Origin of the sequence: Pseudomonas sp. IT-P171, assembly GCF_949767765.1 — a bacterium.
GTDB lineage: Bacteria > Pseudomonadota > Gammaproteobacteria > Pseudomonadales > Pseudomonadaceae > Aquipseudomonas > Aquipseudomonas fluorescens_B.
On sequence record NZ_CATKQN010000060.1, the window covers coordinates 137,198 to 151,408 of the forward strand.

Consider the following 14,211-nt stretch of genomic DNA (forward strand, 5'->3'; position numbering starts at 1 on the left):
TCATCGCTAGCAGGCTAGCTCCCACAGGGGTCTCATGAACGCTGGAGATCCACTGTGGGAGCTAGCCTGCTAGCGATCGCGTCAGCCCATTCACCACACATTAACAGCCACCGGCACTGCGCTTGGGGCAATGGCCGAAGGATTTGAATCAGCCATCCAGGGCCTCACTGCCGTTCCACCGCAACTCAAGCTGGAGGCGCTGGCTCAGTTCGACACTGATGTGTTTTCCTCGGTCGACCTGACCACACGGTTCAAGCTCGACGATAACAGTACCCAGAGCCTTGAACTGCATGCCGACGCAAACCAGCGCCAGGTACGCATGAGCGGCGCGGCGCGGCGGGCGATTTCGACGTATCCGTGGAGCTGAAAAACGCCGCCATCCTCGGCGACAGCCATCAGAAATTGGTTGGCAGCCCGATGGAGATCAAGGGCTGACCCGAAAACCGATGCCGGTTGGGGAATTCGCTGCGTCAGTTTGTCGCAAGTTATGAATAATCCTTTGACGCGTATAATCGCTCCCCTCCGCTAAACCGGCATGCATCAAAGACGTCCTGTCCGAGGTTGATTATCCGTTCGGGCGCATCTAAAGGTCTGTAGAACATGAGCGTTTCGTTGACCCGTCGCCAGGTGGTTGCAGGTATGGGCTTGTTCAGCCTCGGCCTCCTCGCTGGCTGTGACAATAGCGTCAGCCTGTCGTACAAGTACGGCAAGGACCTGAGCGACAAGATCCTCGGACGGACATTCAAGCTGAAAGACTCAGAAGGCAACCTCACGACGCTCTCGAGCTTTCGTGGTTTGATGCCGATGATTTTCTTCGGCTTCACACAGTGCCCGGCGGTATGCCCCACCGCCCTGGCTCGCGCAGTGCAGATCAAGAAGCTGATGGGAAAAGACGGGGATATTCTCCAGGTCGTCTTCATCACGCTGGACCCGGAGCGGGATACGCCAGCGGTGTTGGATGCCTACGTCAAAACGTTTGATCCCTCATTTGTCGCGCTCCACGGGACACTCGAGGAAACGGCGGAAACGGCCAAGGAGTTCGGGGTGTTCTATGAGAAAATCCCGAGCGGCTCCACCTATACGCTCTCCCATACAGCGACCAGCTATGTGTATGACACAAGGGGCAGGTTGCGCGTCGGGCTTTCCCCTTCCCTTTCTGCACAAGAGTGTACGGAAGACTTGCTAACCGTTATGGAAGTCTGCTGATGAATTCGAATGCTATTAAAACCGCCATCAATGTGCGCGTTAAAACGGCTGTCCTGGGGCTTTTTCTGCTGGGAACGGCGCTTCAGGTTTCAGCCCAGACTCAAGTGGAAGACGCCTGGGTACGTGCCACCGTTGCCGGGCAACAAGCAACCGGCGCGTTCATGACGATCACCGCGAGCAGCGACAGCAAACTGCTAAGCGTGCAAACACCGGTCGCGAAAGTTGTGCAGATTCACGAGTCGACGATGAAAAACGACGTGATGAGCATGCACCCCGTCGAGTTCGTTGCCTTGCCCGCAGGGACAGCGGTCACCCTGAATCCTCATGGCTATCACGTGATGCTGATCGACCTGGTCGGCCAGGTCAAAGAAGGCGACACAGTGCCGCTGACCTTGACTGTCGAAAACGCCAATGGCGAGAAGGAGTCGATCAAGGTTGAGGCTCAGGCGCGAGCGCTGAATATGCCGGACCACAGCAAAATGCATTGATCGCTGGAAGTCACCGGACATCGGTGGCGTTCAGTGGGACCGCGTTATCGTTCATCGCTAGCAGGCTAGCCCCCACAGCTGTCTCATGAACACTGGAGATCCACTGTGGGAGCTAGCCTGCTAGCGATGAGGCCTGAATATTCACCATCAATCCACCGGCCCATCACCCTCCTTTATCCACCATGACATCCCCCGGAACCCGGCGCATGTTGATGCCTCAACCGGAGGGATTCGCCATGCTTGATGCACTCAAAAAGATCAATTCAACGTCCGCCTTCAACCGCTGGGCCGGTTTCGACGTCACTCGCGCCGAGCCCGGCGAGGTGGAACTGACCATGGCTTTTCGCGAGACTGACATGGCGCAATACGCTGGCTTCCTGCATGCCGGCCTGATCGGCGCGCTGCTCGATACCGCCTGTGGGTTTGCGGCCGGAACGGTCGCTGGCAATGTCCTGGCGGCGCATTTTTCGGTGAATTGCCTGGCGCCCGCCATCGGTGAAGTGTTCATTGCGCGCGGCCAGGTGGTGAAGGCCGGGAAGAAACAGGTGTTTGCCCGCGCCGAACTGTTCGCACAAACCGGAGATCAGTTGAAGCTGGTGGCAACCGGCGATGCGATCCTGGTGCCGATCCAGCAGTGAACCACCGGTTTTCGGGGCGGTCAGGGAAGTAACAGCCAATCTTTTGGAGGTTATTCCATGCAACTCGAAGGCTCGTGCCATTGCGGCGCCGTGTCGTTCAGTCTGAACAGCGCCCACCCCTACCCTTATCAACGTTGCTACTGCTCGATCTGCCGCAAGACCCAGGGCGGCGGCGGTTACTCGGTCAACATCGCCGGTGATGCCGCCAGCCTCAAGGTGCGCGGTCGCAAATCCATTGCGATCTATCACGCGCGACTCAAGGACGAAGGCGACAAACGCGCCCACCGCAGCACGGCAGAGCGGCACTTCTGCTCGGTCTGTGGCTCGGGGTTGTGGCTGTTCAGCCCTGAATGGCCAGAGCTGATCCACCCGTTCGCCTCGGCCATCGACACCGCGCTACCTGTGCCACCCGAATACACGCACGTGATGCTTGGCTCGAAAGCGCCGTGGGTGGAGGTTGCGCCGCATCACGGTGATCGGCAGTGCGAAACCTGGCCCGAGGAATCCATCGCGCAGTGGCATGAGCGCCTGGATGTGGTCCGCTAGCTCATTTTTTTGCACACGGCAGTTCCCCTTTGCGTTTTTCGTTCGGTTAACCCTCAGAAGCCTTTCACTTACCGAACGATTCGATACAAAGGGATTTCCATGTCGCACCCACTTGCCGCCCGTTTTCGTTTTGCCCTGTGCCCCCTGGCACTGGCCCTGCCAGCCGCTCTGCTGAGCCTTTCCTGCAACGCCCGCGCCGCCGAAACGGTGGAAAGCAAACCGGCGCCCAAAGACGACGGCGCGCTGCAACTGGGTGCGACGAGTATTTCTGCCGTAGGCTTGGGCGCGACCACCGAGGACACCCATTCCTACACCACGGGCTCAACGTCCTCGGCCACCGGCCTGGCCTTGTCGCCCCGTGAAACGCCGCAATCGGTCACCGTGGTCACCCGTCAGCAAATGGACGATCGCGGCGTGCAGAGTGTCAGCGACGCGTTGCGCAATGCCCCCGGCGTGTCGACGCAAAAATACGACAGTGACCGTACCGAGTTTTCCGCCCGCGGTTTTGCCATCACCAACTTCCAGTACGACGGGGTCAACCAGCCGTACGACGGTGTCTACGGTGAGAACCCGAACAACAGCGATGACGCGGCCAGCCTCGACCGCATCGAAATCGTCAAGGGTTCGACCGGCCTGATGACGGGTTCGGGCGACCCGTCCGCCACCGTCAACCTGATTCGCAAGAAGCCGACCAAGGAATTCAAGGCCTCGATCAGCGGCACCGTCGGTTCGTGGGACAGCTACCGCACCACCGGCGATATTTCCGGTCCGCTGAACGATACCGGCAGTGTGCGCGGCCGATTCGTCGGTTCGTACCAGGACAAGCATTCCTACATCGATCACTACAGCCAGAAGAAAGACCTGTTTTACGGCATCCTCGAAGCGGACCTGTCGGACGACACCCTGCTGACCTTCGGCATCGACAAGTCCAGCGCCACCCCACGCGGCACCTCCTGGACCGGCAACACGGTGTACTTCGCCGACGGCGGCCGCACCGACTTCTCGCGCAGCTTCAACCCGGGCGCCGACTGGAGCCGTCGTGATTTCGACACGGTCACCTACTTCACGTCGCTGGAGCAGGCCCTGGCCAATGACTGGAAACTCAAGGTCAATCTCAACCAGAAAACCACCGATCACGATACGCGCCTGGCCTCGGCCAGCGGCGGCGCACCGGACCGCGCCACCGGTGAAGGCATGTTCCTTTACTGGGGCCGCTGGGAAGGTCATCGCGTGCAAAACACGGCGGACGTGAACGTGTCCGGACCCTTCACCCTGGGCGGTCGCGAGCACGAACTGGTGGCCGGTTTCATGACGTCCCATGCCCGCCAGACCGGCGCGACATTCAACAGCGTTATCCCCGGTGCCGGAAATGTCCCTGGCAGCATTTATGACTGGAACGGCGACCTGCCGGAACAGGATTTCCCGAAAAACGGCAAGTACGAGCGCACCACCAGTCAGAACGGTGCTTACCTGGCCACGCGCCTGCGCCCGACCGACGACCTGTCGATCATCCTCGGCAGCCGCGTGAGCACCTTCAAGTACAACGAGGATTACAGCTACTACCCGGGCGCCGGCCAGACCGACACCCAGACCAGCTACAAGGAACACGGCGTCGTCACCCCTTACGCCGGTGTGATCTATGACCTGGATGACACGTATTCGGTCTACGCCAGCTACACCAACATCTATCAGCCGCAGACCTACAAGGACGCCGCCGGTTCGACCCTGAAGCCGGTTGAAGGCAACAGCTACGAGACCGGTCTGAAAGCGGCGTACCTCGAAGGCAAACTGAACGCCAGCCTGGCCTTCTTCCGCATCGAGCAGGAGAACATCGCCCAATACGTCACCACTGACACCACCGGGCAGGACGTTTACGAAGCCATCCCCGGCGCCACCACCAAAGGCGTGGAGCTGGAACTGGCGGGCGAATTGTCCGATGGCTGGAACCTGTCGGCCGGCTATACCTATGCCCGTACCCGCGACAAGGACGAGCAACGGATCTACGGTTTCCCGCTGGCCACCACCAAACCGGAACACGTCGTGCGTACGTTCACCACCTACCGCTTGCCTGGCGCACTGGACAAGGTCACCGTCGGTGGCGGCGTCAGCTGGCAGAGCGCGTTCTACGGCCAGAGCTTCAGCCCGACCGAGGGCAGCACCTCGCTCAAACAAGGCGGCTATACCCTCGTCGACCTGATGACCCGTTATCAGTACAACGAGCACCTGAGTTTCACCGCCAACGCCAACAACGTCTTCGACAAGAAGTACCTGACGGGCCTGGGCAACTTCGGTACGACGTTCTACGGCGAGCCGCGCAACCTGATGCTGACCACCAAGTGGGATTTCTAAGCTGAGGTCACTCTGAACTGTGGTGCGACACTGAGGCCAGGCACCGCCCCTGTGGCTAAACACTGACCCTGTGGCTAAACACTGCCCCTGTGGCGAGGGAGCTTGCTCCCGCTGGACTGCGCAGCAGGCCCATTTTTTGGCGCCGCTCCGCGCCCCAGCGAGAGCAAGCTCCCTCGCCACAACAAGCTCCCTGGCCACAGGTTGCTCGCTGTACGGTCAGCTCCGTTCACAGTCTTTGACAGTTTCCCGACAAAGCTGTCAAAGATTGCCCGCCGGCACCCGCCTAGCATGGGCGCATCCAATCTCCCCTCGGGTGCTCCCATGCTTCGTTCGCTGTCGCTGTCGCTCACTTCATTCTGTCTGTTCCTGCCCTCCCATTCCGTGCATGCCGAAGACTGGCATTACAGCCTGCGTGCCGGCGCGGCCAGTGCGCCGCGTTACAGCGGCAGCGATGAACGCGTCGTGGCGCCGCTGTTGGGTGGAAAAATCGTCAGCCCTTACGGTGTCTTTCTCGACACTCAAAAGGGTCTGGGCTGGGCCTTTGACGAGGATGACTACGGCCTCAGCGTGTACGTCGGCGCCAGCGATGTGCGCAAGGATCGCAAGACCGGGTTCAAAGGTTCGGACGAGCTGGACGGCATGGGCTCGATCAAGTCCCGCCCGGTGTTGGGGCTCGACGGCACGTATCACATGGGGCCGATCATTCTCGGCGCGAGTTTTGAACATGCGCTGGAAAAGGACGATGACGATGACGATGAGGACACGGGTTCAGCCTGGAATCGCTTGAAACTCAGCATCAGCGCGCCGTTTTACGAAGGTGAGCATGGCAAGGTCGTCGGCAGCCTCAACAGTCAGTTTGGCGACGGCGATTACATGCGCACCTGGTACGGCGTCAGCGCTGGTCAGGCGTCGCGCACTCAGTTTCGGGCGTATGACGCTCATGGCGGGCTGGTGAGTCGCGGGGCGGATTTGACCTGGTCGTTGCCGGTCAATGATCAATGGAATGTGTCGACGGTGCTGGCGGTGCAGTATCTGGCCAAAGAGGCCGCGGACAGCCCGATTGTCGAGCGGCGGATGCAGACATCCTTGGCTGGGCAGGTGGTGTACAGCTTTTGATTTGAGGTGATGCGGATGACGCCATCGCGAGCAGGCTCGCGATGGCGTACGCAAGAACGCCACAATTAATCCTGATGCGCCCACGTCATACGAAACGAAGCCCCACCCCACGGCGAATCCGCCACTTCCACCTGCCCGCCATGGGACTGCGACACCCGCCGGACCAGCGCCAGGCCCAAACCGAAACCACCCGTGCGGCGATCACGGCTGGCGTCCAGGCGCGAAAACGGCTCGAAGATTTTCTCCCGTCCGGCCATCGGCACGCCTGGCCCATCGTCATTGACCTGAACTTCGTAATGATCGCCGGTGCGCACCAACGACACTTCCACCCGCGCCTCGGCATAGCGAATGGCATTGCGCAGCAGGTTGATCACCGCCCGCGCCATGAAGCGTGGCTCGATGCGCACCTCATCGACACGACACTCGACAATCAGCAGCTGCACCCCGGCCGCCTCGGCCTCCAGCGCCACGCTGCCGACCACGCTGTCGAGCCAACTGTTGGCCTGGATATTTTCTCGCGTGATCACCGTGGCACCGCGCTCGAGGCTGGCGTAGGTCAGCAGTTCCGACACCATCTCCTCCAGCTCGCCGAGGTCGGCGTACATGTCGGCAATCAGCTCGCGGTTCCGGGTCGGGTCGGGTTGTTGCTTGAGCTGGTCAAGCTCGAACGACAGTCGCGCAATGGGCGTGCGCAACTCATGGGACACCGCGTTGGTCAGCTCGCGCTGATTGGCGATCAGGCCTTCGATACGCGCGGCCATCAGGTTGAAGTGTTCGGACAGGTCGCGGATGTTCGAGCGCTTTGACAGCTGGATACGCGACGACAAGTCGTTATCGCCGAAACGCTCGGCGGCCAGGCGCAGTTTTTCCAGATCTCGCCAGTGTGGACGCACCCAGAAAATCAACACCAGACCGATCATCACCGCAATCATCAGATAGGCCGTGGCAATGTAGAACGGCATCAGGCTCGGCTCGGCCGGCAGCTTGATGCTGAGCAGTTGGGCGCCGTCGTCAATGCGCGAGATGAACTGCGTGTACTTGTCGCGAAGTACCAGCTGGCCTTGGGCCAACTCGGCTTTCTCCTGATCGGTCAGGGCCAGTTGAGCGCTTTCGACCAGGCTCAGGCCCAAACCATAGTGAGGGCGCACGGCTTCCAGTTGGCGTTCCCGGGCCTCATTGTCGAGGCCGCGCAATTGCTCCACCAGCGACCAGGCCTGACCACGCACCGCCTCTCGGTTGTAACTTTGCATCTGACCGTCGAGCAGCGCATCGAACGTGCGCTCGACGGTTTGCAACCCCAGGACCAGGCCAACCGTCATCACCAGAAACAGCCCGAGAAATAACCGCAGCATTTACAGCTCCCACGCGAACGGATTGAACAGGTAACCCTTGCCCCAGATGGTCTTGATGCACACCGGTTCGCGGGGGTTGTCCTTGAGCTTGCCGCGCAACTTGCTGATGTAAACGTCGACGCTGCGGTTGAGCCCATCGAAAGCGATGCCGCGCATGCGATTGAGTATGTCATCGCGGGACAGAATCTTGCCGGCGGCGCTGGCCAGCAACCACAGCAACTCGAACTCCATGGTGGTCAACTCGATGCCCTCGCCCGCCAGCCGCACTTCGCGACAACTGCGGTCGATACTCAGATGGCCGAACTCCAGCGCGCAGCAAACGCTGCTGTCCGGCGTTTGCCGACGTTGCAACGCGCGCAGGCGAGCCAGCAACACCGGTGGCTTGATCGGCTTGATCACGTAGTCATCAGCGCCGGATTCCAGGCCGAGGATGTGATCGAGGTCGTCTTCCTTGGCGGTGAGGATGACGATCGGCGTGTCGGACACGCTGCGGATCTCGCGGCATACGTGCAGGCCGCTCTGGCCCGGCAGCATCAGGTCGAGTACAACGATTTTCGGTTTGAAGTCGAGGAAAGCCGCCAACGCGAGGTCACCGCGGTGCACCTGCAACACCTCAAAGCCATGTTGGGACAGGAAATGCGCGATCAGCCCGGAGAGCCTCTCATCGTCTTCCACCAGCAATACTTTGCCAAAACCCAGGTTATCCATAACGAACGCTTGCCAACCCTTGAGTGAAGTGGGCGGCATTATGGCGCCAATCGGTGACGGGACGGTGATGCCAGGCAGCAAAAACCGGCCTCTTGGGCCGGTTTTCAGTGATCTTTCATACTCTTAAGAGTTTTTAACAATTCACGTGCAAAGATTGCAGTCTCGTTCCACTCGACAGCGCCTACAGGAAATGCGCTCCAATGCAGGAGCTGTCGAGTGAAACGAGGCGGCGCTCTTTTGATCTTCACGCCGCAGCAGGGACGCCACTGTGAAAGCGGAATTCCACGTCCGGCGACTCGATCAGCTCCTGCTCGGCGGCACGAACCCGGTCAATCACCTGAGCGATATCCTTGGCGTCACCGTACTGATAAGCCAGTTTCAGATACCCCTGGAAATGTCGGGCCTCGCTTTTCAGCAAACCGAAGTAAAACTTGCCCAGCTCTTCGTCCAGATGCGGCACCAGCGCTTCGAAACGCTCGCAGCTGCGGGCTTCGATGAACGCGCCCACCACCAGGGTATCCACCAGTTTGACCGGTTCGTGACTGCGCACCACTTTGCGCAGGCCCGAGGCGTATCGCCCGGCGGACAACTGACGCAGCTCGATCTTGCGCTTTTTCATCAGGCGCATGACCTGTTCGTGATGCACCAGCTCTTCCCGAGCCAGACGCGACATCAGGTTGATCAGGTCGACGTGGGAGTGGTATTTAGCGATCAGGCTCAATGCCGTGCTGGCGGCCTTGAATTCGCAGTTCTTGTGGTCGATCAGCAAGGTTTCCTGATCGGCCAGCGCGGCCCGGACCCAGCCGTCAGGGGTGCGGCAGCCAAGGAACTCGTGAATTTCGGGAAGGATCATGGGGCTCACGGATAAAGGGTTCAAAACGAAGGGCGCCGATTATACCGGCCCGCCGCCAGACCACCAGTCACGACCGTTGATATGCATCAACTCCCCGGTTGCCTCGCAACAACTATAGTTGTGCAACGCCATGCTTTTTTAACCTCTGGAGATCCCGATCATGCAAGCCATTCGCAGCATTCTGGTGGTCATCGAGCCCCAACACTCGGAAAGCCTGGCGCTCAAACGGGCCAAGCTGATTGCCGGCGTGACCCAGGCGCATCTGCATCTGCTGGTCTGTGACCGCAAGCATGACCACAGCGGCATGCTCGGCGTGCTCAAGGCGGCGCTGCTTGAGGACGGCTACAGCGTCACTACAGAGCAGGCGTGGAACGAAAGCCTGCACGAAACCATTGTCGATGTGCAGCAGGCGGAAGGTTGCGGGTTGGTGATAAAACAGCATTATCCCGACAGCTCGTTGAAAAAAGCCCTGCTGACCCCGGCGGACTGGAAACTGCTGCGCTTTTGCCCGACGCCGGTGCTGCTGGTCAAAACCTCGAAGCCCTGGACGGGCGGCGTGATTCTGGCGGCGATCGACGTCGGCAATACCGATAACGAACACCGCCACCTGCACAACACCATCATCGATTACGGTTATGACATCGCCAGTCTGGCCAAGGCGCATCTGCATGTGGTCAGCGCCCATCCGTCACCGATGCTGTCGGCGGCCGACCCGACGTTGCAGCTGAGTGAAACGATCGAGGCGCGTTATCGTGACCAGTGCAAGGCGTTTCAGGCCGAATTCGACATTGATGATGAGCACCTGCATATCGCGGAAGGTCCGGCGGATGTGTTGATTCCGTACATGGTGCACAAACTGGGTGCGGCGGTGACGGTGATTGGCACCGTGGCGCGGTCCGGGTTGTCCGGGGCGTTGATCGGGAATACAGCGGAAGTGGTGCTGGATGCAGTGGAGAGTGATGTGCTGGTGCTGAAAACGCTGGAGATTGAGGACCATCTGCAGGAGATCGTGTCTCATCATTGAGACTTGCGGTGCATTTGTGGCGAGGGAGCTTGCTCCCGCCGGGTTGCGAAGCGACCCCAATTCGTACGGCGCAGTGTTATCAGGTAATACTCGCCAGCCGATTTGCGACTGCTGCGCAGTCGAGCGGGAGCGCCACAGGACTGAGAGTCAGCCGCCGAAGGCGTCCTTGAGGAAGCCCGGCGCAATGTAGCGCTGGTAATGCGCTTCAGAGAGCAAAAAGAATTCCCGATCAATCGCATCCCGCAGCTCAGGCAGGTTCCACTCGCGAAACTCCGGCAGCAGGACCATCCCGTAGGCGTCCAGATTGTTGATCACCCGCGCCCCGCGAGCGATCAGCTGATAGGCCCAGCAATATTCCGACTGATGCGGCACGAAGCGGATCTTGCGCTGTTCCAGCTGCATTCTCAGCAGCGCCGGATCAAAAATTTCTACCTTGCCGGCCATCACCTGGGACAACAGCTGTTCGAGACGCAGCCATACCGCGCGTTTTTCTTCCTCGTTGTAACCGTTCCAGTGGATCACTTCATGGTGGAAACGCTTGCAGCCACGGCAGACCAAGTCACCGTAAACAGTGGAACAGAGGCCGACGCAGGGGGTCTTGATGGTCTGATTTGGCATAGATAAGAAAAACACGGGAAAGCAGAACAGGCCGGCATGTTAGCCCTTTGTCTGACATTCATCACCCCTCAAAGTGAAAGGGCTGAGGGTCTCTTGGACTTTGGTGCCGGCCGCGTTGCGCGCCTACGTGCGCGAGGTGGCGTCGCGGGATTTGCCAAGGGAACAACCATCAGCGGCATCCCCCGCCTTGCCTTGCACACGCAGGCACACATCGCGACTCGCCACCAAAGTCCAATAGCCCCTCACTTACCTTTAAATTTTTTTTGCCGTAGAATCAGCCAGCCTTTTAAGGCGCCAATGTCCGTTAGAAGCTGTTTTCAAAGCGTCACGAGCACAGTCGTTCCTTCAGAGCGGTGTTGGCGAAGGGTTTTTCCAGCGGGGAAAAGCTCTACGCCAACCCTCATCAGCTCCCCGTTCTGCAGGCGTAAAACTTTGAAAGCAGCTTCTGTAAGGAATTGTCGGTAATTCTGGCTAAGTGGCCCACAACGCCACGCAGCGCATGAGTACGGCAATTTCGGGATGAGCGTCCCGGACACCCATTTGGGACCACTGATGAGGGTAATAACTGTGCTTGAAGCCTACCGCAAACATATCGAAGAGCGTGCAGCACTGGGTATCGTTCCCCAGCCGCTTAACGCCGAACAAACTGCAGGCCTGGTCGAGCTGCTGAAGAATCCCCCGGCTGGCGAAGAAGCTTTCCTCGTTGACCTGATCACCAATCGCATTCCACCTGGCGTGGACGAAGCGGCCTATGTAAAGGCCGGTTTCCTGTCTGCCCTGGCCAAAGGCGAAGCCACCTCCCCTCTGATCGACAAGAAGCGCGCTGTTGAACTGCTCGGCACCATGCAGGGCGGCTACAACATCGTGACCCTGGTTGACCTGCTCGACAGCGCCGAACTGGCTCCTGTTGCCGCCGCTCAACTCAAGCACACCCTGCTGATGTTCGATGCGTTCCACGACGTCGCGGAAAAAGCCCGTAACGGCAACGAACACGCCAAAGGCGTGATTCAGTCCTGGGCTGACGGCGAGTGGTTCCGCAACCGCCCGGTCCTGGCCGACAAGATCAGCCTGCGCGTGTTCAAGGTCACCGGCGAAACCAACACCGACGACCTGTCCCCTGCCCCGGACGCCTGGTCCCGCCCGGACATCCCGCTGCACGCCCTCGCCATGCTGAAAATGGCCCGTGACGGCATCGTTCCGGACGTCCAGGGCGTTACCGGCCCGATGAAGCAGATCGAAGAAATGCGCGGCCAAGGCTTCCCTATCGCTTACGTCGGTGACGTGGTCGGTACCGGTTCTTCGCGTAAATCCGCCACCAACTCGGTGCTGTGGTTCTTCGGCGACGACGTTCCTTACGTGCCGAACAAGCGTGCTGGCGGCTTCTGCTTCGGCAGCAAGATCGCTCCGATCTTCTACAACACCATGGAAGATGCCGGCGCACTGCCGATCGAATTCGACGTCACCAACATGAACATGGGCGACGTGATCGACCTGTATCCGCATGCTGGCAAAGTCTGCAAACACGGCACTGACGAAGTCCTGACCACCTTCGAAATGAAGACCCCGGTCCTGTTGGACGAAGTTCGTGCCGGCGGCCGTATCCCGCTGATCATCGGTCGCGGCCTGACCGACAAGGCGCGTGCCGAATTGGGCCTGGGCCCTACCGATCTGTTCAAACTGCCTGAAGCACCTGTCGACACCGGCAAGGGCTACACCCTGGCACAGAAAATGGTCGGCAAGGCGTGCGGTCTGCCAGAAGGCAAAGGCGTTCGTCCTGGCACCTACTGCGAACCGAAAATGACCACCGTCGGCTCTCAGGACACCACTGGTCCTATGACCCGTGACGAACTGAAAGACCTGGCGTGCCTGGGCTTCTCGACCGATCTGGTGATGCAGTCTTTCTGCCACACCGCGGCCTACCCTAAGCCGATCGACGTGACCACCCACCACACCCTGCCAGACTTCATCATGACCCGCGGCGGTGTTTCCCTGCGTCCGGGCGACGGCATCATCCACAGCTGGCTGAACCGCATGCTGCTGCCGGACACCGTCGGTACCGGTGGTGACTCGCACACCCGTTTCCCGATGGGCATTTCGTTCCCGGCCGGTTCCGGTCTGGTTGCGTTCGCCGCAGCCACCGGCGTCATGCCGCTGGACATGCCGGAATCGATCCTGGTGCGCTTCAAAGGCAAAATGCAACCGGGCGTCACCCTGCGTGACCTGGTTCACGCCATTCCTTACTTCGCGATTCAGGCTGGCCTGCTGACCGTTGAGAAGAAAGGCAAGAAGAACGCGTTCTCCGGCCGCATCCTGGAAATCGAAGGCCTGGACAACCTGAGCATCGAGCAGGCTTTCGAGCTGTCCGACGCCTCGGCCGAACGTTCGGCTGCCGGTTGCACCATCAAGCTGTCGAAAGAGTCGATCACCGAGTACCTGAACTCCAACATCACCCTGCTGCGCTGGATGATCGGCGAAGGCTACGGCGATGCGCGTACCCTGGAACGTCGTGCTCAAGCGATGGAAGCCTGGGTTGCCAACCCTGAGTTGATGGTTGCCGATGCTGACGCCGAATACGCCGAAGTCATCGAAATCGACCTGGCCGACATCAAAGAGCCTGTGCTCTGCGCGCCGAACGATCCGGACGACGCCCGTCTGCTGTCCAGCGTTGCTGGCGAGAAGATCGACGAAGTGTTCATCGGTTCGTGCATGACCAACATTGGTCACTTCCGCGCTGCCGGCAAGTTGCTGGATCAGGTCAAGGGTCAGCTTCCAACCCGTCTGTGGCTGTCGCCGCCGACCAAAATGGATGCTCACCAGCTGACCGAAGAAGGCTACTACGGCATCTACGGCAAGGCCGGCGCACGCATGGAAATGCCGGGCTGCTCGCTGTGCATGGGTAACCAGGCACGTGTAGAGCCGAACTCGACTGTGGTGTCGACGTCGACCCGTAACTTCCCGAACCGTCTGGGTGACGGCGCGAACGTTTACCTGGCTTCGGCTGAGTTGGCGTCCGTTGCTTCCATCCTGGGTCGCCTGCCGACCGTCGAGGAGTACATGGAATACGCTGGCAAGATCGACAGCATGGCGGCTGATGTCTACCGCTACCTGTCCTTCGACCAGATCGCCGAGTTCCGTGAGGCTGCTGCGAACGCCAATATCCCGGTCGTTCAAGCCTAACGTTACAACGCTGTAGAAAACGCCGCCCATCGTGAGATGTGCGGCGTTTTTTTATGGCTGGATGATTGGGGTTTTGTGTACATGTCCGCTCAAAAAAAACGGCCAACCCGCAATGCGGATCAGCCGTCATCAAATC

Annotated in this window: 13 protein-coding genes; 9 read left to right on the plus strand and 4 right to left on the minus strand. The window is 59.7% G+C overall.

Annotation, left to right across the window (positions count from 1 at the left end; translation table 11 throughout):
• Window positions 1-130: 130 nt before the first annotated feature.
• From ACM6I5_RS29705 to ACM6I5_RS29735, 7 genes are all read left to right on the plus strand, one after another.
• Window positions 131-367, plus strand: a complete 237-nt coding sequence (locus ACM6I5_RS29705) for a hypothetical protein (protein ID WP_414885226.1) — start codon at window positions 131-133, stop codon at window positions 365-367.
• A 233-nt stretch (window positions 368-600) separates the two neighbouring features.
• Complete coding sequence (locus ACM6I5_RS29710) at window positions 601-1,206, plus strand: SCO family protein (protein WP_017338234.1); 606 nt, start codon at window positions 601-603, stop codon at window positions 1,204-1,206.
• Window positions 1,206-1,694, plus strand: a complete 489-nt coding sequence (locus tag ACM6I5_RS29715; protein ID WP_414885227.1) for a copper chaperone PCu(A)C — start codon at window positions 1,206-1,208, stop codon at window positions 1,692-1,694. Before ACM6I5_RS29710 ends, ACM6I5_RS29715 begins: the two co-directional genes overlap by 1 nt.
• A 206-nt stretch (window positions 1,695-1,900) precedes the next feature.
• Window positions 1,901-2,332 carry a PaaI family thioesterase gene (locus ACM6I5_RS29720; RefSeq protein WP_414885228.1) on the plus strand — a complete coding sequence of 144 codons (432 nt, stop codon included), beginning with the start codon at window positions 1,901-1,903 and terminating at the stop codon, window positions 2,330-2,332.
• Window positions 2,333-2,389: 57 nt separating this feature from the next.
• Window positions 2,390-2,878, plus strand: a complete 489-nt coding sequence (locus ACM6I5_RS29725; protein ID WP_017338231.1) for a GFA family protein — start codon at window positions 2,390-2,392, stop codon at window positions 2,876-2,878.
• A 99-nt stretch (window positions 2,879-2,977) separates the two neighbouring features.
• Entirely contained in the window at window positions 2,978-5,227 is a 2,250-nt protein-coding gene (locus ACM6I5_RS29730) for a TonB-dependent siderophore receptor (protein ID WP_414885229.1), read from the plus strand.
• A gap of 321 nt (window positions 5,228-5,548) precedes the next feature.
• Window positions 5,549-6,343: a MipA/OmpV family protein gene (locus ACM6I5_RS29735; protein WP_414885230.1), complete on the plus strand. Its 795-nt coding sequence runs from the start codon at window positions 5,549-5,551 to the stop codon at window positions 6,341-6,343.
• Between the two features lie 65 nt (window positions 6,344-6,408).
• Here ACM6I5_RS29735 and ACM6I5_RS29740 read toward each other — a convergent pair whose 3' ends face one another.
• The 3 genes from ACM6I5_RS29740 to ACM6I5_RS29750 form a co-directional block, all read right to left on the minus strand.
• Window positions 6,409-7,695 (minus strand): ATP-binding protein, encoded by a 1,287-nt coding sequence (locus ACM6I5_RS29740; protein ID WP_017339416.1) that lies wholly within the window; start codon window positions 7,693-7,695, stop codon window positions 6,409-6,411.
• Complete coding sequence (locus ACM6I5_RS29745) at window positions 7,696-8,403, minus strand: winged helix-turn-helix domain-containing protein (protein WP_017339417.1); 708 nt, start codon at window positions 8,401-8,403, stop codon at window positions 7,696-7,698.
• Between the two features lie 244 nt (window positions 8,404-8,647).
• Complete coding sequence (locus ACM6I5_RS29750; RefSeq protein ID WP_017339418.1) at window positions 8,648-9,256, minus strand: tRNA-(ms[2]io[6]A)-hydroxylase; 609 nt, start codon at window positions 9,254-9,256, stop codon at window positions 8,648-8,650.
• 160 nt (window positions 9,257-9,416) lie between these two features.
• On the opposite strand from ACM6I5_RS29750, the gene ACM6I5_RS29755 reads away from it, so the two are divergent.
• Window positions 9,417-10,280 (plus strand): universal stress protein, encoded by an 864-nt coding sequence (locus ACM6I5_RS29755; protein WP_017339419.1) that lies wholly within the window; start codon window positions 9,417-9,419, stop codon window positions 10,278-10,280.
• A 147-nt stretch (window positions 10,281-10,427) separates the two neighbouring features.
• Here ACM6I5_RS29755 and ACM6I5_RS29760 read toward each other — a convergent pair whose 3' ends face one another.
• Entirely contained in the window at window positions 10,428-10,898 is a 471-nt protein-coding gene (locus ACM6I5_RS29760) for a DUF1289 domain-containing protein (protein ID WP_017339420.1), read from the minus strand.
• A 567-nt stretch (window positions 10,899-11,465) separates the two neighbouring features.
• Here ACM6I5_RS29760 and acnB point away from each other — a divergent pair.
• On the plus strand, window positions 11,466-14,075 hold the full coding sequence (gene acnB / locus ACM6I5_RS29765) for a bifunctional aconitate hydratase 2/2-methylisocitrate dehydratase (RefSeq protein ID WP_017339421.1): 2,610 nt from the start codon (window positions 11,466-11,468) through the stop codon (window positions 14,073-14,075).
• Window positions 14,076-14,211 lie beyond the last annotated feature (136 nt).